Raw genomic sequence first — 20,071 nt, 5'->3', positions numbered from 1 at the left:
TAATCTTTCGACTTTTAATATATCTTTTTATTCTTTTGTCCTTTCTTATAAGTCTTTAAATAAACTAAAACTGGGAATTTATAAGGGGGCACTTATGCCAGCAGTATTACCAAGACCACATCAATCTCAATCTAAAAAAACAACTGACGAAACAGAGTTTTTTAATGCCATAATGGAACAAATGGATGCTGAGAATAAATCGGAAACTGTAAGATTTAGAAAAGAAATAGACACTTTTTTAACCTATAAGAAGCTTCACAATAATCATATTCAATATCTGTTTTGCTTCTATGGAGCCTATTTTACATCTCTGTCTTTCTATTCGATTCAAGGCCATCCTGGCGTGATTGCATTTAATGAATTTATTGTGATTATTGGTGGCCTATTTCTATTATGGTTGGGCTTTAGAGTTTCATTTCCTCACCTTCGACACGAAAGTGAAATAATGGATTATTTAAATAGTCGTGCCCATAGAGAAGAGGGAAGAAAAGTTGCATAAAAAAGTCCGGCCAGGCCGGACTTTTAATTTTAGTATTTGATTTTATTTTTGATCATATCTGAGTTCATGATCGCCTTAAGGCCTTGCTCATTTTCATCCCAGATTTCTTTTAGAGTTTTTCCTTCTGCTATAAGTGGACACTCGTATGTAAGTACGGGACACTTATACTTCTCCGGTGCATAATTTCCTAACGATCCAGGAGTCGGATAACCAACGTCCGGTTCACTTGGGTATTTATTGAATTGTTCAATAAACTCAGCAATCTCTTTGCAATCACCATTGTAGTTAAGAAGTGGTTTCCACGAGTGGAATGTAATAATCTGCTTTGGTGGAAACTTGTTAAAGAGCTTGTCTAAATATTTATTTTCTGGCTCGCTCATTGGCCCTGTACCAGGATGGTATTTCGCCTGGCGAACTTCAGCACTCCAATTTGTCGTTTCTAAATTTCTGTTTAGATCCACTCCGTGGGCATTTGTTCTTGTGCCTTGACGGTAACCATCAACGTTTAAAATTGGCACGACAACAATAGGTAGCTCTTGGGCCTCATCTGTTTTTAGCCATTCGAAGAGGTGGTTTAAAACATAAACACCCTCAACTTCATCACCATGGACACCTCCAAGGAGATAAAGATAATTGTCACCTTTAACGTCTGATCTGTAAGCGTGAATGTCTGCACCTTCAACGCTTGTGCCTGATCTTAGTTCAATAAAATTCATGATTCACCTTTATTCTGAGCGATATACTGCACATTGACCTGGAGTTTCTTCAACTTCAACTTCAATATTTTTAAACTGAAAACTAAAGCGTTCTGAAACTAGTCTTTTAATTTCATGAGTAATGTAGATGGCAATTCTCTCTGCGCTTGTATTTAAAATTGGCAGAATGAGAACATCTGTCTTTGGCATAGAAAAGAAACTTCCATCGAGAGTTTTCATTTCGTAATTTGTGTCTTTATCCAAGATTTCAATCATTGTTGATTCGCCTGGAATTAACAGTTTGTGATCAAGTGAATCACATACTTCTCTCACGATCGGCTTAATATCTAGGAAATCGAAAACCATGTCGCCTTCTAGGTCAATTGCGTCGGCCTTTAGGGTAACGCGGTAATTATGACCGTGAAGGGGTTCACGTGTTCCATCTTTAAAAAGCATGAAGTGAGAAGACGCAAAATTAAAGTATTGTTTATAAACTCTAATGGAGTATTCCGTATTCAAGTTGACCTCTTCAATTTGATTTTGAATTCACATCTTTATCATACTGGTATCTCGTTGCAAAGGATTCCGCAACGTTTGTGCGTATAGTCGATGTCATATTTGGCTTATCATATTAGATTTACTTAAGTATGATTGCTCTTTAATAAGTAAAAATATCGCCAGAGGATATTTCGTGAAAAAAAAGTATTTACAAGTATTGAGAGAAATGAAGAGTTTGTTCTCAGATAGTGACTCTCAAGAGGCCATCTCTTTTTTAATGGATAAAGTTGATCATCATGATTGGCCGGTAATTGAAAGACAAGAAACAACTCCAGGTGGTTTTCCGCTACCTAACGAAATAAAAGATTTCCAAAGGGCGTTGGTTGTTTTTTCTGATGGTGCTTGTCGTGGAAACCCCGGACCAGGGGCCTGGGGAGCAATGGCGCAAACTCAATCTGGTGAAGTTATTTTCGAGGCCTCAGGTGTCGAAATGAAAACGACTAATAATCGTATGGAGCTTGAAGGGGCCATTAATGGTTTAATTCAAAGCTATGAGTTTCTTATTGAAAATGAGATTGAAGTCGCATCTACGCCTGTGTTTGTCTATAGTGACTCACGATATGTCGTAGACGGTATTGAGAAGTGGATTACTGGCTGGAAGGCCCGTGGTTGGCGTAAGGCCGATAATAAGGCACCTGAGAATGTGGAGCTGTGGCAAAAGCTAGATCATATTACAGAGAGTTTTAATAATTTAAAATTTATATGGGTAAAAGGCCATGCTGGACACCCTCAAAATGAATATTGTGATCGTCTGGCCAATTTGGCCTTAGATGAAGCTGGATTATAGGAGTAATGATGTTTAAGAAAATGGTCGCGATTGTACCTATGGTACTTCTTTTAGTTGGATGTTCTTCTTCTAAAAAAGAAGATATTTCTTATATGGAAGCGGCAACACTTTGGATGCAAAATGCTGCTGAAGTTAGGGCCCTTACATACCAAGCGTTTAATGCTGCAAAATTATCTTTAGATAGTGAGCTTAGAAAAAGACACAAAAAACCATTGGGAATTGTTTTGGATATCGATGAAACAGTTTTGGATAATTCTCCTTATCAGGCCAAAAATATTTTAGAAGGTCGTACATATAATGATGAGAATTGGAGTGAGTGGATTGACGAAAAAAGAGCGAGACCTTTGGCCGGTGCTGTTGAGTTTTTAAATTATGCTGAATCTAAAGGTGTAGATATTTTCTATATCTCAAATAGAAAAGTTAAGAGCTTTGAAGCGACTTATGAAAATATGAAAAAAGTTGGTCTTCCCGTGAAAAAAGAAAATCTCTTTTTGAAAACTCATTCAAACTCAAAAGATAAGAGAAGAAAAGTTGTATTCCAAACTCATAACATCGTACTTTTGTTTGGTGACACTCTTGCCGATTTTGCGACGGAGTTTGATGAGAAAAATTCAAATGAGCGCAATATTTTAGTTGATCATTTTAGAAAGGAATTCGGGCGTAAGTTTATTGTGCTCCCGAATCCAATGTACGGGGATTGGGAATGGGCCTTACATGAGTACGATTACAGTAAGGAAAATAAAGAGCGTGAACAAGAGCGTCAGAAGTATTTGTACCCTTAGGATTTGTTTAAAATTCCCTAGTTGCGCATTTTGGATTATGTTACTAAAATATAAGAGAAAAGGATTTCATTTAATACAAAGGATGGATACATGAAAAAGATGTTCGCACTTACACTTATGTCAGCAGCTATGCTAACAGGTTGTATGAAAGGTGAGCAAAAAGCTGATCTTTCAAAAGAAGAAAATAAAATTTTCTATTCAGTAGGTACTATGCACGGTGCTCGTTTCAAGACTCTTGAAATGTCTGAAACAGAAAAAGTAGCTTTCATTGCTGGGATTAAAGATTCTCTAGATGGAAAGCCTGAGCAAGTAAACTCACAAGAGTATGCTATGAAGTTCAGAGAGCTTTTAACTAAGAGAACTGAAGATATGGCAAAAGGAAACAAAGATAAAGGGATGAAGTTCCTTGATTCATTTGTATCTTCTGAGCAAGCTCAAAAAACAGCTTCAGGTTTAGCTTATAAAGTTCTTACTGCAGGATCTAATGATAAACCAGCAGCTGAAGACACAGTAACAGTACACTATAAAGGTACTCTTATTGACGGAACTGAGTTCGACTCTTCATACGCAAGAAATAATCCAACTAGCTTTCCTCTAAATAGAGTAATCAAAGGTTGGACAGAAGGTCTTCAATTAGTAGGTAAGGGTGGAAAGATTAAACTTGTAATCCCATCTGAGCTTGCTTACGGTGACCAAGGTGCACCTCCTAAGATCCCTGGTGGATCGACACTTATCTTTGAAGTTGAACTTCTAGATATTCAAAAAGCACCAGCTGCTAAGAAATAAGTTTTAATGAGGGGCCACTATGTGGCCCTTTGTTTTTAGTGGGTTACTAGCAGTGTGACGCAATGCGTCTGTATTTTTAACTCCTTATGACCCGTTGTTCTATAATTATTTCCACACTCCTATCAAATATTCATTCCCTCATGTATTTAGTCCCTTAAAGGTTTTTTACTATACCGGGGGGAAATATGTACAAAAACTTAGCAAAGCTATTTGTTGTAGCTAGCGTTGCCCTGTCTTCGAGTTTTGCAAGTTACAAGACGATTGATCTTGCAGATAAGGCCGAAGGTAAGGTCGTTGGTGTTCGCGTAGGCGATGTCGTTAATTATCTTGGAAATATTGTTCCATCACTTTCTTCTGTAAATTCTGAGCTTCTTAAAAATGCTGAACGCTATATGCAAGAAACGAGCATTAAGGAAATTCATAATCTTTATTTCGATAAAGTTCCCGAAAGAAGTGGGAGTGATATTAAGCTTAATCTTCGTGCAATGGTACGCCTAAAAAGTGGTGCTGTTGAATTTAAAGTTTTAGATGTTCGTTACAATAGTGCAAATGCCGCTGATCTTCAGGTATATGCATCTTCGTATTCTATAAACAACACGAATTTCGAGTTTGCTGTTTCACTTGTGGACAGAAAACTTACTGCTTATGATCGTAAGAATAACACTAAAATGATTTTTCCATTAGGTGTTGGTTCATTTGATGAAGGCGTTCTTTTTGATGAGTATTCTCTTTTAACTCCAAGATTCAAAAAAGCTTATCTTGATAAGAGAGTTGCAGAGTTTTCTCGTAAAATGCCACGCTATTTTAAGAAAAAACCATTCATTAGAATTCTTACAAGTGAAAACGTTGGTGAGGGATGGACAGGAATTGGTTTTCACGTTCAACCAAATCTTGACACATTTGTTAGGGCCTTCGATAGCCATGGTTGTATGAGAATGCCACTAGATGATCTTTATACACTATATTATCTCGTAGATAAGTCTCCAACGACTAACATGCCAATCGAAGTTAGCTACAGAACTGGCGATCTAGATGATCACCCATTTCCAAAGCAAAATAAGCCGTACCAAAGAGTCGTAAACGTTGGCTCTAAAGCTGAGCCTGATTGGACACTTGATAGAGATAATCTTGTTCAAACTGGTAAGAATTGGAATGGTGTAGCTCCACACGAAGAACTACAAGATCATCCTGCTGATGATTATCATGATATGTTCAATTACAGTATTTCTGATCTTGTAAAAGCTAAGCAGAAAGAAAAAGAAGATGCTTGTCGCGAAGAAACAGATAATGACAAAGACTATAAAAAATGTTTAAAGTCTGGAAAACGTAAGAGAACTCTGAAAGATAAGTTATATCGTTGGTACATCCACGGAAATTAAGAATAAAAAAGGCCTCCAATTGGAGGCCTTTCTTTTTATAGAAACAATTTTTCAATTAGATTCTAGCAGGCTTGTACCAACAAAGTGGTCTAACACCGTCTACATAGTCTTGTGATCTGTTACAAGTACCGATTGTAGCATCTGATTCATCTACATCTGAGTAGTGATCTTGGTCACAAAGTGCACCTTGGAAGTAAGTATCAAGACGACATTGTGGAGCTGGGTGGTTGTCATCAGTTTTCGAAACAACTTTTGAGTCTGGAGTTTCGAATTTAAGTTCTGAAGACATATTTCTTAGAGCTCTGAAAAGGTTAGCTAGTGACATACCTGCCATTGCACCTCTTTGGCACATAGCTAGGTCAGCAGCATCTTTAAAGTTAGCAGCACATTTTTCTGTAGCGAAAGCAGGAACTTCAAGATTAGCAACGATTTCTTCGTTGTTATCTTTTTCCATGAATTTTCTTAGACATTTTGAAGTACCGAAGTAGTCAGCTTGACCTTCGTTTGACGCCCAAGAAGAACCCCACCATGAAGCTTTCTTAGGTGCTCCACCTAGGTGGTGACCAATTTCGTGACAAACAACAGTTGCGAAACCATCTCTTGTGATTGTTTCGTGACGAGCAAGACCACCGAACATTTGAACTTCCCAAGTGTTCCCGATCTGACGAGCGTAAGCGTTAACAGTTCCATCTGTCCAGTTTCTTACGATCTGAAGAGTTTTACCTTTTGCTTCGATAATTGGAGCGTAGATACCTTCAACTTTTTCGATAATTTCGTTGAATTCTGCTTCAGTTATCCCACCATTTGATTTTTCACCAACTGGAATGTAAAGATCGTTTTTCTCAACGATACCAGTTTTTCCGTCCATGTCGCATGCAAATGCTGGTGTTCCCAAAAGACTTGCAAGGATCGTCATCATGATCATTTTTCTCATCTGTTCCTCCCTGAATGAGAATATCTCTTTCCGTAGATTTTTATTTCCTAATGTTAAAAGTTTGTTACTGTTTGTTTAGTTTGTCTAATCAGTTTGTTAGTTTTTTGTTAGTTGTAAGAATTTGTTAATTTATGAGGTGCACTGTGGCAAAGAAAATTGTTTTTTATGTTCCGGTAAATGAGGCCCCTAAAGTGAAAAAAGCGTTGTTTGACTCAGGTGCAGGGGTCATTGGAAACTACGATCAATGCTCGTTTGAAGCAAGAGGACGAGGTCAATTTCGCGCACTTTCTGGGGCCAATCCTTTTATCGGAAAAGTTAATGAAGTTGAGTATGTTGATGAACTAAGAGTGGAGATGATTTGTAAAGATGATGTACTAAAATTGGCCTTAAAAGCTCTTATTGAGGCCCATCCTTATGAAGAACCGGCCATTGATGTGATTGATCTTTTTGATTTCTCTTCACTTCTTGATTAAAACAAAGTGATTTCTTTTAAAAAAAAAGGCCCGCTTGGGCCTATTTTTTTTCTTTGTGCTCTCGATTGAAATATTCAATCTGACGAAATTGTCTTTCTGTAAGATTGGCCTGTTTTTCATCATGTTTTTCTAAAACACTTAGTGGCATTCTAAAGTTTGAAGATGAGCAAGAGACAAAAATTCCAGCAAGAATCGTGCAAAAAATTACTTTTTTCATAAGGCATCCTTTGTTTGCACATACCCTATCGTCATTTCTGCAAAATACTTGAGTGAAATAGTTTTATTTCGTTAAGTTATAGAAATATCGTTGTTCATCAATGGAAAGTGAGTTGATCGTATCGACTTTCTTGCGTTTAAGCCCATGCTTTTGAATAAGCTCATCGGCCTTTCTAATTCTGGCCGTAATGTCACAGGCCATGTGGTAGAGCCACTTTGGAAATATCTCTGAACTATTTGCCACTGGGATTTTTAAAAGTTCTACTTCTGTCGTTGCCACAACAAAGGCAGAGCGCTTTTGGTGATCAAAGTAAGAGAGTTCACCTAAGAATTCATTTTTCTTTAAAGTGGCCACTGGATGAACTTTTGTACCTTCTACAACAAAGACAAGTAATTCTCCATCAATCACCTGATAGAGGTCGTTGTCCACATCACCTTGGCGGCAAACTATATGATCTTTTGGATATTTGATTGTTTCGTAATTCATGCTCTAGTCCTCAATAGGTTTATAATTTAAAAACTTCTTTTACTTGCAATAAGATGCTTCGCTGCAAGTCTTTAAAGTAAATGTGCTGAGGAGTTTTCTCATCAAAAAAGAGAAGTTCTCGACCTAATAAGAGGGCCATGGTTTGATCAAAATCAATTAATCTAATATTTTCTCTTTCAGCACTTTTTCTAATAATACTATTGATAACCGGATGGGCGCGCCACATTTGACAATCGAAGGCATGGGCCATGGTTAACTCGTCACGGGCCTTTTTGTAATTACCCAAATTCAGGGCCGTTTTTCCAACAAGATAGTGAGAAAAAGCGTTGCCTTTAGTTACAGAGAGCAGTTCCAATGCTTTTTGGTGAGCGTCTTTATCTAGACCTGCTTCAATAAGATTTTTAATATCATTTTGCTCGATAATTACTGAATTTGAAGTTGCGTTGTCACAGACTTCTTTTGGCGTCTGATCTAATTTAATTGGCGGGGTAATGACGATAAAGCGTGAATTGTGTTCACGACCTAGAGTCAAGAGATAATCGAATTCAATTTTAAATAAACTAAAGGCCAGCTCATTCATTCGTTGGCGCAAAAAGAAATTAGTCTCTTTTTCAAACGGCTTAACTTCATCTCTGATTGTTATTTGCTTAACTGCTTTATAGACGAACTTTGATAACCACGGAAATGTCATTATCGTTGAAAGGATTCTTTTATCGCTATAGCGTTCAATATTGATTTTGATTTTATCAAAATCACCTGGCCACGCTGCCAGTTCATAATTTTCTTCTGAACCTCCAAAGTAGAGGACTAGTTTTGGCCACTTTTTTAAATAGCGCATTTTGTAGAGAGTCCTATGAAGGCCCTCATGCTCTTTGGACCAATTATAAATTGTAAGCGGGTTTCTAAGCTTAACACTGGCCTTGTCGATAATTTCTGGCAAATAGGCGTCCAAAGTGCGTCCCATCGCGTCGCCAATAACCAAAATATCGGCGTTTTGGGCCGCTTCAATTTCATTGGCGAGGGGTCTGTATGACATCTTGTACGGAAGCGGGATAATCTGTTTTGGTGTGATATAAACAGTATAGGCACCGTAGGCAGCACCGGCCAGTAATGTTATCAAGATAATATATTTAATTTTTTTAAACATCTAAATACTAATCCAGCTACTTAACTATAAAAAATGAACGAATACCTTTATTGTATTTGAAAAATCTGGTAGTTAAAAGACGGGTTTTTCTGTCCTATTTTTGAGGTATTTTATGAGTGATCGTTGGGTCCCAGAACTTCTGGCGCCGGCCGGAAATTTAGAGAAATTAAAAGTCGCCATCCTTTATGGTGCGAATGCTGTCTATCTTGGTGGTCAAAAATTTGGCCTAAGATCTGCGGCCGATAATTTTACACTTGAAGAGCTTGTTGAAGGGGTTGAATTTGCCCACGCAAGAAATGCAAAAGTATATGTTGTTTTAAATAGTTTTTTACATGACAAAGAAATTGATGAGCTGCCTGAGTTCTTAAAATTTCTTGATGAAGTAAATGTAGATGCTGTTATCGTATCAGACTTGGGTGTCATCAGTACGGTAACTGAAAATTCGAATCTAGAAGTTCACTTATCGACTCAAGCAAGTTGCCTAAATGTTGAGGCCGCAAAGCTGTGGGCAAAGATGGGTGTTAAAAGAGTTGTTCTAGGGCGTGAAGTTTCTGTTAAAGAAGCAGCAAAAATTAAAAAAGAATCTGGTCTTGAAGTTGAAATGTTCATCCACGGATCAATGTGCATGGCCTACTCTGGAAATTGTGTCATTTCTAATTATACGCAAGGGCGAGACAGTAATCGCGGCGGTTGTGCTCACTCATGTCGTTTTGAATATGGTCTGGATTTTTCTGACGACCAAAGAGCTAAGGCCCAAGATATTAAGGCCTATTTTATGAGTTCAAAGGATTTAGAAGGGATTCGCGTTCTAGAGGAATTCATTGAAGGTGAAATTGATTCACTTAAAGTTGAAGGAAGAATGAAGTCACACCACTATGTCGGGACGATTTCAAAAGTCTATTCAGATGCTCTTAACTTTTATAAAGAACATGGCCATCTTTTGAGTGAAGATATTAAAGAATGGGAAACAGAACTTCGTAAAATCACTCATAGAGATTATACGCTTGCTTCATTAGTCGAGCCGGCCGGTGCAGATTCAATTTATACAGAAAGAGAGCACGATGATAACGAGTATGTTGTTGCCGGTGTTATTCTAGATGTCGTAAAAAATGATCACATGGTTTTAGAAGTGCGCTCGGCGTTTAGGCCAAATGATTCTCTTGAATTAGTTCCATTCTCAGGTAATGCTCGTATGTTTAATGTTGATTTCGTTACAACAATTATGGATGAGCCTTATGAAAAAACGAAACCAGGCTATCTTGTAAAAGTGCCTTACGTAGATGGGGCCATGCAGTGGAATATTGTAAGGGCAAAGTGTCTTGCTGTTGCCGGAGTTTAAATGAAGATTATCACATACATAAATCATATTGATGAAGTTGAAGTACTTGTTGAAAATAAGATCACTGAGGCCATTGTTGGTGTAGATTTGTTTTCACGTTTTGGTCGAATCAAAATAGATCAAGTAAATGAGCTCGCAAAAAAATTAAAAGAAAATGGTATTCGACCAGTTTTTGAGTGGGATGTTTTAATGGTTGAAACTAGATTTCAGGCCATCGTAAGCAGGCTTAAAGAAATAGACCTTTCTCTATTTGATGCCATTCGCGTACAAGATCCCGGTGCTATCAACTATGTTATTGAACATTTGCCAAATCATAAAATTCAACTAAATTTAGAAACGGGAAATCATAATCTCATTGGGATTAAAAGATGGATTTCTCTAGCAAAAGATAGAGTTGAAAGGATTGTCCTTTCAATCGAATTTCCAAAAGAGAAACTTGCTAGTTATTTGCAAGAATTAAAAACTCCGATTGAATTTTTAGGATTAGGAAGAATTCTACTTTTCTATACTCCTAGATCACTTTTGACTCCGCATCTCATAGATCACGACGATAGTGAAGTTATAAGTGTTCATGAAAGACCAATCGAGATTAAGGGATCAAGTGAAGAATCTCCCCATAGTGGATTTCCTATTGTTGAAAATATGCATGGAACATTTATGTTCAATATTAAGGACCACTGCCTTCTTGAAAACTTTGGTGAGTTAAAGGAAATGGGCCTCGAGTATGTTCGCATCGATCTTCGCTTTTTTGAAAATAAGTCAGCTTTATTGCCAGAAATAGCAAAGCTCGCGACTTCTCCTGATGTTGAATTAGCTAATGTCTGTAAAAAGATTTATGGCGTTCCCGTTATTCGTGGTTACTACAATGTGAATAAGTCTGATGCTCTTTTTTCAAAGCTTAAAAATACTAAGATTCTTAGAAAAGATGGCAGCTATTTAGGTGATGTCATGGAAGTGAATAAGAAAAAACATATTGGTATTCTTATTCGCAATAGTGAAAGGGCGCTCGTCGTCGGGCAAAACATTCGCTTTAGAACTCCGGAAGGGAAAGAAAAAACACTAGAAGTTACAGAAATCAAAAATTCTTCTCACATGAATGTGGATAAGGCGACCAATGGTATGGTTGTTTTTGTTCCTCATGTCTCTGGTATAAGTGTGAAGTCTAATGTCTACCTGGATTAGTGTATTGGCCCTGCTCGCTTTCTTTATGGGAAGCGAGGTTATGGCCCAACTTGATACTCGACTTGGAGCTAGCGCAAGATCATATCCTTCAGGAGCGGCCATCGAAGGAGAGTTTGGTTATGGCCAAAAAATTTGGGATAAAGACAAAATTCTTTACGGATATATCAGGCCTTTTGTGCATCTCAAATCAAGCCTACTTGTAAATAGTGCAAGTGCAGGTGTCGAATTTTTTCCTATTTCATTTTTTGGATTCTCATACACAAGAATGCAGGGTCATCGTACGTTGAAAGAAGTGCAAGGTCGTGATTGTAAGGCCACTAATTGTAGCAGTTCTGTTGGGAAAAATATTTTCTCTTTGAACACGGCCCTGGCCTACAAAGACTGGGTCATGCTTTATCAACTTAGGCGAGAGTTTATAAGCTACAAAGATGAGGCGTCATTATTTTCAGACGAGTTCTCAGGAGTTCTACTCACAAGAAGTGATCGTCAAGATATTCATACTCTTGTTATTGGTTTTAGGCCCTACAAAGAATGGTTGATTGGTGGTTTGCAAATCTATGCAAAAGGTAAGAACACTGATGATTTCAGTTCTTATAGAGGTCTTCTCATGCAGAAAACGTCAAATGTATGGAGCTATGGTCTTGGTGTTGGATTATTTAGAAATATTGAAGATCACACTCATGGTAGTGCACTATTTCTTCTTAAATATAATTTAATAAACGGTTTAAGGTTATTTTAATGAAATATACGATTTTTATTACAGTTTTTTTACTAACTTCATGCAGCCTTTTATATGGAAATCTTGGTGGAAAATTTAACGCTAGACCAGATCAATGGAATGAACGTTTATCTCCTAAGGCCCATGAGCTAATTGAAAAGAGTTTTCAGGGTATCGACATGGAAAAAGTTGTGGATCTTCATGCCCATGTGGCGGGTATGGGGACAGATCACAGTGGTTTGTGGCTAAATCCTGATATGAAAAAGTGGTGGGCCCATCTTGGTAAGTATAATCGCTTCAATGTCTATTTAAGTGCATCTGGTGTAGAAAATAAAAATCATGCTGATGCTGAATTTGTGGCCAGGCTTGTCGATTTGCAAAAGAATATGCCTAAAAAGATTAAGGCCAATATTTTGGCCTTCGATTATCACTATAAAAAAGATGGTTCAATTGATTATAAACATTCTGAGTTTTATGTCCCCAATAGTTATGTCTATGATATTGCCCTAAAACATCCAGGGCTATTCAATGCCGTCGTTTCGATTCATCCTTATAAAAAAAATGCGCTAATCGAACTCGAAGAGTATGCGAAAAAAGGAATCCGTTTTGTAAAATGGTTACCCAATGCTATGGGCATGGATCCTTCTGATAAAGACATTATTCCTTTTTACAAAATGATGATGAAGTATAATATGATTCTTCTTACACACGCCGGAGAGGAGAAGGCCGTAGAAGGTGAGAGCTATCAAGAATTAGCAAACCCACTTAAGTTGAGGCTTCCTCTTGATTTAGGGGTGAAGGTTTTAGTTGCACATCTTGCCAGCCGCGGACCATGTCATGATTATGACAATAATGATATTATTGTTGATTGCCACGACTTATTTTGGCGTCTTTTCAAAGATAAAAAGTATGAGAAAAATATGTTCGCTGAAATGTCGAGCTTATTGATCCATGCACGTGTTGGAGAGCCTCTCTATTTTCTAATGGAGCATCCTGAGTTTCACCATCGCATTGGTTACGGTTCAGATTATCCATTACCTGCGATTAATTGGATTTATAGAACTTCACAATTGCTTAATATGGGTCTTATTAGTTCTGATGAGAAAAAGGCCTATGATGAAATCTATGGAGTAAATCCTCTTCTATTTCATTTTGTTCTCAATCGAAATGTGCGCCACCCTAAAACGGGTAAAACTCTATCGGCCAAGGCGTTTGAGTCTCCATTTCTTTAATAAAATGGGCCTTTTGGTGGCACAAAGGCCCTAGTTCATAATATTTTCTGACATTAGACCTTATTTTTGGCCTTTTTAAATACTTGAGATTTATTTTTGCTCTTCACTTTCTATAATGATCTCACCAAGGGGGAATCATGGGAAGATTGAATTTATTACTGGCCTTGAGTTTTGTTTTCTTACTGACTTCATGCGAAGAGAAAGTTGCTTGTCATGAAGATATATTAAAAACGATTTCTGACCTAGAAACTCAGTTTCAAACTCTTCATCAAGAAGAGGTTTCACATTCTCAAATTGATCAATTTAAAACAAGTGTTCAAAAGTTAACTACTGTTGCAGGAGATTTGGCCTCTTGTACAGATCAAACTGGAAAGATTGTTGAATTTAAAAAAGAGGCCACACGCATTTTGTCTCTTATAAGTGTTAGCAACAGCGCTAGTGCGAAAAAGAAAAATTTGATTACTCCTGAAGTCGTCTATGGCAAAGATAATAGAGTTGACCTGCAATTTGTTTCTAACCCTCTTCATCGAGATTTGGCCCAATCTGTTGCCGCTCACATTAGTAAAGATAAAATTAGTGCAGATGGTTCATTAAGCTCATCAACGATAGGTTCATCTATGGGACTTTGTAAGAGTGAGCGCTTTGTAGAGCAGATTAATCCTGCTCGTTGTTCAGGTTTTTTAGTGGGAGAAGATCTCCTTGTCACAGCAGGACATTGTGTTACTGGTTCAAGTGATTGCGAACGTTATGCATGGGTTTTTGATTTTTCTGACGATACAAAGAAAGTTGATAAAGACAAAAGTGTATTTAATTGTAAGGAAATTGTTTCGCGTGAATTATCTTCTTCTACAAAAATGGATTATGCTTTGATTCGTCTGGACAGGAAAGTTACTGATCGCAAGGCCTTGAAGTTTAGAACGAAGGGTGAAATTTCTGATAACGCTCCTCTTGTGGTCATTGGCCATCCCTCAGGCCTTCCAGTTAAAGTCGCCGATGGGGCCAATGTTCGTAGTGTGGACAATGATGTTTTTTTCGTTGCAAATCTTGATACATTTGGAGGCAACTCTGGATCGCCAGTTTTTGATTCCGCTACAGGAATCGTGGAGGGGATTCTTGTTCGTGGTGAAAATGATTACATTACAGTCACTGAAAATGGTGTTTCATGTCGTAAGGTTTTCACCTGTGCTGATGATGAATGTCGTGGTGAAGATGTCACTAGAATTACTCATGTGAAGGACTTACCTCAAAGAAATATTCCTAGTGAAGAGGAAGTCTCCATCGCCCTTGTGAGTGGACAGTATACTGAAGATCAAAGTTCTTTTATGCAGATGAATACTTATTCCCATGACAGCCTATCAGTCTCAGGCCAGCGCGTTTTTAATAAATGTGTGTATCATATCTTCAAGTCGGTCGATGCTAAAGAATGGATTGATGCTATTGAAGGTCCATGCGACCAAGAGTCGACACTGGCAACAATTGTGGCGAGTTTTCTATCTGAAATTTAAACTTTGTTTTCTCTAAGGGTCTTTCGGTTAATGACTGCTAAGGCCCTGTAATTTATTCAATAACTAATAGGTTTCTTATGTGAGTTAACTCAATTTTATCTTAAGACTCAGTTTCTACTATTATTAAGTTTTCTTGACTGAGTATAATGAACGCATGAAAATAGCGATTCTTCTTTTTTCTATATTTTCTTTCATAACTAGAGCTTCAGCAAATGAGGCCTTGAAGCAAAAACTAATCCAGACAAAATTTCCTAATAATAGAACCCTTAAAGTTACGTCTCATCCCGATTACGCTCCAGTTGTATGGATTGATCATAAAGATAAAAAAATGAAAGGGATCGCTCTTGATCTTCTACGTCTCATTCTTGATGAAGTTGAAGTTAAAGTTGAGAGCGTTAATGTCAACTCTTGGGGCAGGGCCCAGGAAGAAGTTCGTGTAGGCAGAGTGGATATGCTTCTACCTCCATATAAAACTTCAGATAGAGAAAAAGTTTATGCTTTTCAAAAAGCTCCATTTCTTATGGACGATACAGTTATCTTTGTAAAACGTGGTCGTCCGTTTTACTTTGATAAATATGATCATCTTGTTGGCAAGAAAGGTGTCAGTATTATTAATGATAGTTTTGGACAAGAATTTGATAATTTTTCTAAAAAGAAGCTCAATATGACTCGTCTGACGAAAACAGCGCAGTGTTTTGAGTTTTTGTTAAAAGATAGGGCAGATTATTTTGTGGCCGGCCTTAATGCTGGTTTAGTGATTGCTCGTAAAATGAAAATCAATGATGAAATTGATATTCTTCCAACACGGGTCGTTTCAACCGGGATGTATTTTGCTATTTCTAAGGCCTCTAAGTGGGCCAATCAAGAATTGCTCGAATATATCAATACCCGTGTTGCTCAAATGCACGAGGACGGTACACTCGATCGACTACAGCGAGAGAATTACGAACTTCTTAGTCGTTAACCAGGCCATAATTTTCATGGCAAATATTCATGCATTGTTCTTCTGAGGTTGCAATTTTCTTTGCCGCCAGTTTTATTCCATGAACATTGGCCTCTATATCTTTTATATCAGGAGTTCCTGGTGTGAAAATATCGTATATTTCTTTGGCGACACCAGCGATATAGCTTTCAACAACACCACAATCAAGAGCAATGATACATGAAAATGAGCAGTGTTTTGTTTTATCAATACCTGGCATATTGACGACTATGTCTTTGTACTCATAGGCCTTGAACATGGTGCACAGGAATTTATCATCCTTGTCACCTGCAAAGGCCGATAAATTAAAGAATAATATTGTGATTAAAACTTTTGCTATTTTCGTTTCCATAACAGAAGTTTTACATCAATCCCACCATTTGAAAAGTTTAGAGCATCTAAAAATCGATAGTTTTTATTCTTAGGATTTGGAATAATTTTTGGGATTAAAAAGGCCATATAATTTGGAGCACAGTTCTTATCATAGATATCCATTAGCTCATCAAAATAATCTTTAGTACTTCCTTCGACTTTTACTCTTTTTCCATAAGGTGGATTAGTAATGAGTAGAGAACTTGTAGAGTCTGTTGAGACAAAATGAGTCGCATCCCCATGAATGACCTGAATTGGTAGTGTCTGGGTAAAAAGCGATTGATAGACCTTAATATTTTTTTCTAAACCCTTGAAGGTATTTTCTGAAATTTCATTGCCAATGAATTTTGTAATACGCCCCTGGTAGTTATAGACATGTTTTTTTTCTAATTTATAGCTTGATAGATATTTGTAATAGAATTCTCTTTTTTGTGGCAAATCTTTCATGAGAGCTTCAAAAAGAAAAGTTCCAGATCCGCACATAGGGTCAATGATACTCTCTATTTCATCACCTTGATTTTTTATCTGTTCAAAAGAAAATTGGAGGCAAGCACTCGCTAAGTTTTCTCTCACAGGGGCTTCACTTGTAAATAGTTTGAGTCCTCGTTTATCTAATCTTTCACCAGAGAGATCAACTGAGAGTGTGCAGTTATCATCTAAAATTCGAACGTGAATTGTACTTGGAGGTAATGACTCAAGAATATCTGCATACTTTTTTTGTGGCGGTTGGGCCTTATAATAATTTGATATGGCCTTTTTTGCAGAATCTTCAATTTTTCTCGAATCAAACAGACGAGAGTTTTTTGCACTAATGGCAAATTCTGGAATTTGTCCAAAAAGAAATTGATTCCATTTAACTTTAGTCAATTTGTTGTAGAATTTAACTATGTCACGACAAATAAACTGGTCGATCTCCATGAGTATTTTAGTCGGAATCTTTAAATAGGGGATATGGCGAAAAAATTCCATTTCCTCGCTTGCAATACAAAGGGCACCTTTTTCTAATTTTGTAATAGGTGCACAGGGCCACAAGTGCAGGAGTTCATTTTTTGCTAAATTCTCAAAACCCACAGGCGTAATGATATGAAATGTCTTCTTTATTTTTTGATCGGTCATATGGCATACTATTTTTATGTTTGAACAAAAGATCCAATTTGCTTGGGATGATTATAGCAAAGACTTTGGCCTTGGGCGAATAATCCTTTTCACCTGTGCATTAAATACTTTTCTTTTTTTTCTAAGTGCCATTAATTATGGTGAAATAAGTTTTATTCCCCTCATTCCAATTTTTGTGGCCATGCTCTTCTACTATTTTCGCGATCAGATTGTGCGTAAAAGTCCTACTTCAATCTTTGTTCTCAATGCCCTTATCATGACGATTGTTATAGTCGTTAACTACACTTTTTGTGGCATGGTTGATGAAATGGCCCAAGGACTCAGACGATATGACTCTTTGTTTGCGCAGATTGATGAAGCTCTATATGGAGCGCCAATTGCAATTGTTATTGAAAGATTTATGGCAGGTCACGGTGTATTTTCCACGATTTTTTATGACTATATCCAATCATGTTATATCACATACTTTTTGTTTCCTTTTTTTGGAGGAATTGCTTACTGGATACAACTTGAAGATGATCGCAGGCCTAAAATAGGGCGCTACCTTTCAAGTATTTTGATTTTTTTTAATATCAACTTTCTCTTGTATATCTTGGTTCCAGTCAGTGGGCCTCAGTTTTTTCAAAAAGAATTTTTCACGACTGCTCTTCCTTTTTCTTTTGTCGGAGAGTTTTTTAACAATCTAATAAGATCGGGACAACCCACGTTTATTGATTGTTTTCCTTCAGGCCATACAGGAATTGCCCTACTTGTAACGGGATGGATGTTTCGTGTTAAAAACCATTACCGCTATCTCTTTCTCGCTGTTGGCCTAGGGATGATCATTGCTACGGTCTCTCTTCGCTATCACTATACCCTTGATCTGTTGGCGGCCGTTCCATTGTCCATTTTATCCTATAAATTGGGCCGTAAGCTTTTGCCACAACCTGTCGTTGTAAGGCATAAGCGTAAGTGGCGCTATTGATTCATTAAAAGTCTTCATGACTCAATGAACCTCAACGTCTGATAAAAAAAAAGCTATGATCTACAAAACAAATTTTTGAGAGGCCCCATGAGTGGAAAACTGGTTTTAGTTCCAACACCTATTGATGAAACAAACCCTTTAGAGGGAGTCGCCCACGCACTTTTGTTAAAGGCCGCTACTGATGAATTAGAAAATTCTATTTTTGTCATAGAGGATTTAAAGCCTGGTCGTCGTCGATGGTTGTCATGGAAGCTTCCTCGTGAGGTTGTAGAGGATTTTGTTCTTTTCAATGAACACACCAGTGAAAAATTGGCCCCTGATCTTATAAAGAAATTAAAGTCTGGTCACAATATTTATCTTATGAGTGATGGTGGTTTACCGGCCTTTTGCGATCCTGGTCAAAATCTTGTGAAGTTGTGTCATGAGCAAAATATTAAGGTCACTGCAACACCATTTCAAAATTCAATTTCATTGGCCATTGCTCTTTCAGGTATTGATCATAATAAGTTTCTTTTTGCAGGCTTTCTTCCCATCAAAGATCCTGAACGTGCATTGGCCATGGATGAAATTGTCGGAAATAAGATCACAACAGTTCTTATGGATACTCCTTACCGATTAAAAAAGCTTCTTGAGGAGCTCGAAAATAAAATTGATAAAAAGCGCAATGTCTTTTTGGCCATGGATTTAAATAGTGAAAATGAAGAACTTCTCTTTGGGCCTGTTAAGCAGATCCGCTCAAAATTAAAAGAGTTTAAAAGAGAATTTATTCTTGTTTTGGCCCCATGAGAGGACCGTGCCGTAGGAAACAAGCCCTATTTACCTGATTTTGTTTTTAACTCATTGATTTTATGACAAATATTGGGTGAAAAAAATCATGACGAATCCCGTCAGACGTGGTAGAAAAACCCCGTCATGACAACGATAGATAAACGAAAAACAGATCACATCCTTTTGACTGAGAAGGCACAGTTTGGTGCTTCTTTGGCCGATAGTCGTTTTTATTACGAGCCACTTCTTGGTTCACATCAAACAAACACTTCACTTGAACTTAATTTTCTCGGTAAGAAAATGCAAAATCCTCTTTGGATTAGTTCGATGACTGGGGGAACGGGTCAGGCGAGACATATAAATCGCAATCTTGCGAACGCGGCCAATGAGTTTGGTCTCGGTATGGGGCTCGGTTCGTGTCGTCCGCTTTTAGAAAGTGATGAGTATTTTAACGATTTCAATTTAAGGCCTATTCTTGGAAAGGATCTTCCTTTTTTTGCAAATCTTGGAATTGTGCAAATAGATGAATTGCTAATAAACGGCATGGTTTCTAAGCTTATTGATGTTCTTGGGCGCCTGGATGTTGATGGATTAATTATTCATCTCAACCCAATGCAAGAGCTCTTTCAACCAGAAGGTGACTTTTTGCCTCGCCCGTCTTTAGAAGTTATTCAAGATTTTCTTGAAATTTATAAAGGCAAAATTATTGTAAAAGAAGTTGGTCAGGGGATGGGCCCTGAGAGTTTGAAGCTTCTTATGAAAATGCCCATCAGTGCTATTGAATTTGGCGCTCTTGGTGGCACAAACTTTTCAAAATTAGAAATGTTGCGTGATAAAGAGAATGTCAAAACAGGTTTTGGCCCTCTCTCTTTTGTCGGCCACAGCGCCCTTGAGATGGTTGGTTTTGTAAACTCTATTTTAGAGAATGAAAAAGATATTCTTTGCCGAGAGTTTATAATCTCAGGTGGGGTTAAGGACTTCTTAGACGGTCATTTTCTATTGTCACAGATCAACGCAAATGCCGTTTACGGACAGGCGAGAAGCTTTTTGACTTATGCAAACGAAGACTACGAAAAATTAAAATATTACTGTAAACAACAAATTGATGGACTAAAGATGGCCAATCAATTCTTAAGAGTAAGGAGCTAGA

The 20,071-nt window shown here is 37.5% G+C and carries 23 protein-coding genes; 15 read left to right on the top strand and 8 right to left on the bottom strand.

Going from position 1 to position 20,071, the window contains the following annotated elements:
- Positions 1-94: 94 nt before the first annotated feature.
- Entirely contained in the window at positions 95-499 is a 405-nt protein-coding gene (locus tag M899_RS03975; RefSeq protein ID WP_021270151.1) for a hypothetical protein, read from the top strand.
- A 29-nt stretch (positions 500-528) separates the two neighbouring features.
- Here the strand turns inward: M899_RS03975 and M899_RS03970 are convergent, their stop codons facing one another.
- Positions 529-1,215, bottom strand: coding sequence for a M14 family murein peptide amidase A (locus M899_RS03970; protein WP_021270026.1), 687 nt, complete (start codon positions 1,213-1,215; stop codon positions 529-531).
- 9 nt (positions 1,216-1,224) lie between these two features.
- Positions 1,225-1,713 carry a 6-pyruvoyl trahydropterin synthase family protein gene (locus M899_RS03965; protein ID WP_034727710.1) on the bottom strand — a complete coding sequence of 163 codons (489 nt, stop codon included), beginning with the start codon at positions 1,711-1,713 and terminating at the stop codon, positions 1,225-1,227.
- Between the two features lie 358 nt (positions 1,714-2,071).
- On the opposite strand from M899_RS03965, the gene M899_RS03960 reads away from it, so the two are divergent.
- The 4 genes from M899_RS03960 (at position 2,072) to M899_RS03945 (ending at position 5,486) form a co-directional block, all read left to right on the top strand.
- Positions 2,072-2,539: a ribonuclease H family protein gene (locus M899_RS03960; RefSeq protein ID WP_369795315.1), complete on the top strand. Its 468-nt coding sequence runs from the start codon at positions 2,072-2,074 to the stop codon at positions 2,537-2,539.
- Between the two features lie 8 nt (positions 2,540-2,547).
- Positions 2,548-3,321 (top strand): 5'-nucleotidase, lipoprotein e(P4) family, encoded by a 774-nt coding sequence (locus M899_RS03955; protein ID WP_021269985.1) that lies wholly within the window; start codon positions 2,548-2,550, stop codon positions 3,319-3,321.
- A gap of 90 nt (positions 3,322-3,411) precedes the next feature.
- Entirely contained in the window at positions 3,412-4,107 is a 696-nt protein-coding gene (locus tag M899_RS03950) for an FKBP-type peptidyl-prolyl cis-trans isomerase (RefSeq protein ID WP_021270154.1), read from the top strand.
- A gap of 185 nt (positions 4,108-4,292) precedes the next feature.
- Complete coding sequence (locus M899_RS03945) at positions 4,293-5,486, top strand: L,D-transpeptidase (RefSeq protein WP_021269937.1); 1,194 nt, start codon at positions 4,293-4,295, stop codon at positions 5,484-5,486.
- Between the two features lie 55 nt (positions 5,487-5,541).
- Here M899_RS03945 and M899_RS03940 read toward each other — a convergent pair whose 3' ends face one another.
- Positions 5,542-6,420, bottom strand: coding sequence for a M48 family metalloprotease (locus M899_RS03940; protein ID WP_021270072.1), 879 nt, complete (start codon positions 6,418-6,420; stop codon positions 5,542-5,544).
- A gap of 143 nt (positions 6,421-6,563) precedes the next feature.
- On the opposite strand from M899_RS03940, the gene M899_RS03935 reads away from it, so the two are divergent.
- Entirely contained in the window at positions 6,564-6,893 is a 330-nt protein-coding gene (locus M899_RS03935) for a hypothetical protein (protein ID WP_021270140.1), read from the top strand.
- A gap of 40 nt (positions 6,894-6,933) precedes the next feature.
- Here M899_RS03935 and M899_RS18325 read toward each other — a convergent pair whose 3' ends face one another.
- The 3 genes from M899_RS18325 to M899_RS03925 form a co-directional block, all read right to left on the bottom strand.
- Entirely contained in the window at positions 6,934-7,110 is a 177-nt protein-coding gene (locus M899_RS18325) for a hypothetical protein (protein WP_021270028.1), read from the bottom strand.
- Positions 7,111-7,173: 63 nt separating this feature from the next.
- Entirely contained in the window at positions 7,174-7,596 is a 423-nt protein-coding gene (locus M899_RS03930; protein ID WP_021270132.1) for a cyclic nucleotide-binding domain-containing protein, read from the bottom strand.
- Positions 7,597-7,615: 19 nt separating this feature from the next.
- Positions 7,616-8,743: a hypothetical protein gene (locus M899_RS03925; RefSeq protein WP_021270142.1), complete on the bottom strand. Its 1,128-nt coding sequence runs from the start codon at positions 8,741-8,743 to the stop codon at positions 7,616-7,618.
- Between the two features lie 112 nt (positions 8,744-8,855).
- Between M899_RS03925 and M899_RS03920 the strand changes: the two genes are divergently transcribed.
- The 6 genes from M899_RS03920 to M899_RS03895 all read left to right on the top strand — a co-directional run bounded on the left by M899_RS03920 (position 8,856) and on the right by M899_RS03895 (position 15,683).
- Positions 8,856-10,082, top strand: a complete 1,227-nt coding sequence (locus M899_RS03920; RefSeq protein WP_021270000.1) for a U32 family peptidase — start codon at positions 8,856-8,858, stop codon at positions 10,080-10,082.
- Positions 10,083-11,264 (top strand): U32 family peptidase, encoded by a 1,182-nt coding sequence (locus tag M899_RS03915; protein WP_021270131.1) that lies wholly within the window; start codon positions 10,083-10,085, stop codon positions 11,262-11,264. It abuts the gene before it with no gap.
- Entirely contained in the window at positions 11,248-12,003 is a 756-nt protein-coding gene (locus M899_RS03910) for a hypothetical protein (RefSeq protein WP_021270044.1), read from the top strand. The genes M899_RS03915 and M899_RS03910 overlap by 17 nt, the downstream gene beginning before the upstream one ends.
- Positions 12,003-13,214 carry an amidohydrolase family protein gene (locus M899_RS03905; RefSeq protein ID WP_021270024.1) on the top strand — a complete coding sequence of 404 codons (1,212 nt, stop codon included), beginning with the start codon at positions 12,003-12,005 and terminating at the stop codon, positions 13,212-13,214. Before M899_RS03910 ends, M899_RS03905 begins: the two co-directional genes overlap by 1 nt.
- 137 nt (positions 13,215-13,351) lie before the next feature.
- The gene (locus tag M899_RS17455; protein ID WP_021270063.1) at positions 13,352-14,719 is read left to right on the top strand and encodes a trypsin-like serine peptidase; all 1,368 of its coding nucleotides are present in this window, start codon (positions 13,352-13,354) and stop codon (positions 14,717-14,719) included.
- 154 nt (positions 14,720-14,873) lie between these two features.
- Positions 14,874-15,683, top strand: coding sequence for a substrate-binding periplasmic protein (locus M899_RS03895; RefSeq protein ID WP_021270157.1), 810 nt, complete (start codon positions 14,874-14,876; stop codon positions 15,681-15,683).
- Here M899_RS03895 and M899_RS03890 read toward each other — a convergent pair.
- Together M899_RS03890 and M899_RS03885 are read right to left on the bottom strand one after the other, a co-directional pair.
- Positions 15,673-16,053 (bottom strand): hypothetical protein, encoded by a 381-nt coding sequence (locus tag M899_RS03890; RefSeq protein ID WP_021270018.1) that lies wholly within the window; start codon positions 16,051-16,053, stop codon positions 15,673-15,675. The genes M899_RS03895 and M899_RS03890 overlap by 11 nt on opposite strands.
- Positions 16,038-17,189, bottom strand: a complete 1,152-nt coding sequence (locus M899_RS03885) for a THUMP domain-containing protein (protein WP_021270020.1) — start codon at positions 17,187-17,189, stop codon at positions 16,038-16,040. Before M899_RS03885 ends, M899_RS03890 begins: the two co-directional genes overlap by 16 nt.
- 16 nt (positions 17,190-17,205) lie before the next feature.
- Here M899_RS03885 and M899_RS03880 point away from each other — a divergent pair, with 16 nt between their 5' ends.
- The 3 genes from M899_RS03880 to M899_RS03870 all read left to right on the top strand — a co-directional run bounded on the left by M899_RS03880 (position 17,206) and on the right by M899_RS03870 (position 20,070).
- Positions 17,206-18,153, top strand: a complete 948-nt coding sequence (locus M899_RS03880; RefSeq protein ID WP_021270126.1) for a phosphatase PAP2 family protein — start codon at positions 17,206-17,208, stop codon at positions 18,151-18,153.
- Between the two features lie 87 nt (positions 18,154-18,240).
- Positions 18,241-18,939 carry an SAM-dependent methyltransferase gene (locus M899_RS03875; RefSeq protein ID WP_021269982.1) on the top strand — a complete coding sequence of 233 codons (699 nt, stop codon included), beginning with the start codon at positions 18,241-18,243 and terminating at the stop codon, positions 18,937-18,939.
- 126 nt (positions 18,940-19,065) lie between these two features.
- Entirely contained in the window at positions 19,066-20,070 is a 1,005-nt protein-coding gene (locus M899_RS03870) for a type 2 isopentenyl-diphosphate Delta-isomerase (RefSeq protein WP_021270047.1), read from the top strand.
- The last annotated feature ends 1 nt before the right edge of the window (position 20,071 follow it).

Source organism: Bacteriovorax sp. BSW11_IV, assembly GCF_000447755.1.
Lineage (GTDB): Bacteria > Bdellovibrionota > Bacteriovoracia > Bacteriovoracales > Bacteriovoracaceae > BSW11-IV.
Note: the sequence above shows the minus strand (reverse complement) of the source record. Positions and strands in the feature narration are given on the sequence as shown.

Coding starts and splice junctions, on each gene's coding strand:
- M899_RS03905 (WP_021270024.1), top strand. CDS start 12,003: ATGAAATATACGATTTTTATTACAGTTTTTTTACTAACTTCATGCAGC.
- M899_RS03895 (WP_021270157.1), top strand. CDS start 14,874: ATGAAAATAGCGATTCTTCTTTTTTCTATATTTTCTTTCATAACTAGA.
- M899_RS03940 (WP_021270072.1), bottom strand. CDS start 6,420: ATGAGAAAAATGATCATGATGACGATCCTTGCAAGTCTTTTGGGAACA.
- M899_RS17455 (WP_021270063.1), top strand. CDS start 13,352: ATGGGAAGATTGAATTTATTACTGGCCTTGAGTTTTGTTTTCTTACTG.
- M899_RS03890 (WP_021270018.1), bottom strand. CDS start 16,053: ATGGAAACGAAAATAGCAAAAGTTTTAATCACAATATTATTCTTTAAT.
- M899_RS03975 (WP_021270151.1), top strand. CDS start 95: ATGCCAGCAGTATTACCAAGACCACATCAATCTCAATCTAAAAAAACA.
- M899_RS03875 (WP_021269982.1), top strand. CDS start 18,241: ATGAGTGGAAAACTGGTTTTAGTTCCAACACCTATTGATGAAACAAAC.
- M899_RS03925 (WP_021270142.1), bottom strand. CDS start 8,743: ATGTTTAAAAAAATTAAATATATTATCTTGATAACATTACTGGCCGGT.
- M899_RS03950 (WP_021270154.1), top strand. CDS start 3,412: ATGAAAAAGATGTTCGCACTTACACTTATGTCAGCAGCTATGCTAACA.
- M899_RS03920 (WP_021270000.1), top strand. CDS start 8,856: ATGAGTGATCGTTGGGTCCCAGAACTTCTGGCGCCGGCCGGAAATTTA.
- M899_RS03880 (WP_021270126.1), top strand. CDS start 17,206: ATGTTTGAACAAAAGATCCAATTTGCTTGGGATGATTATAGCAAAGAC.
- M899_RS18325 (WP_021270028.1), bottom strand. CDS start 7,110: ATGAAAAAAGTAATTTTTTGCACGATTCTTGCTGGAATTTTTGTCTCT.
- M899_RS03945 (WP_021269937.1), top strand. CDS start 4,293: ATGTACAAAAACTTAGCAAAGCTATTTGTTGTAGCTAGCGTTGCCCTG.
- M899_RS03955 (WP_021269985.1), top strand. CDS start 2,548: ATGTTTAAGAAAATGGTCGCGATTGTACCTATGGTACTTCTTTTAGTT.
- M899_RS03930 (WP_021270132.1), bottom strand. CDS start 7,596: ATGAATTACGAAACAATCAAATATCCAAAAGATCATATAGTTTGCCGC.
- M899_RS03870 (WP_021270047.1), top strand. CDS start 19,066: ATGACAACGATAGATAAACGAAAAACAGATCACATCCTTTTGACTGAG.
- M899_RS03915 (WP_021270131.1), top strand. CDS start 10,083: ATGAAGATTATCACATACATAAATCATATTGATGAAGTTGAAGTACTT.
- M899_RS03970 (WP_021270026.1), bottom strand. CDS start 1,215: ATGAATTTTATTGAACTAAGATCAGGCACAAGCGTTGAAGGTGCAGAC.
- M899_RS03910 (WP_021270044.1), top strand. CDS start 11,248: ATGTCTACCTGGATTAGTGTATTGGCCCTGCTCGCTTTCTTTATGGGA.
- M899_RS03885 (WP_021270020.1), bottom strand. CDS start 17,189: ATGACCGATCAAAAAATAAAGAAGACATTTCATATCATTACGCCTGTG.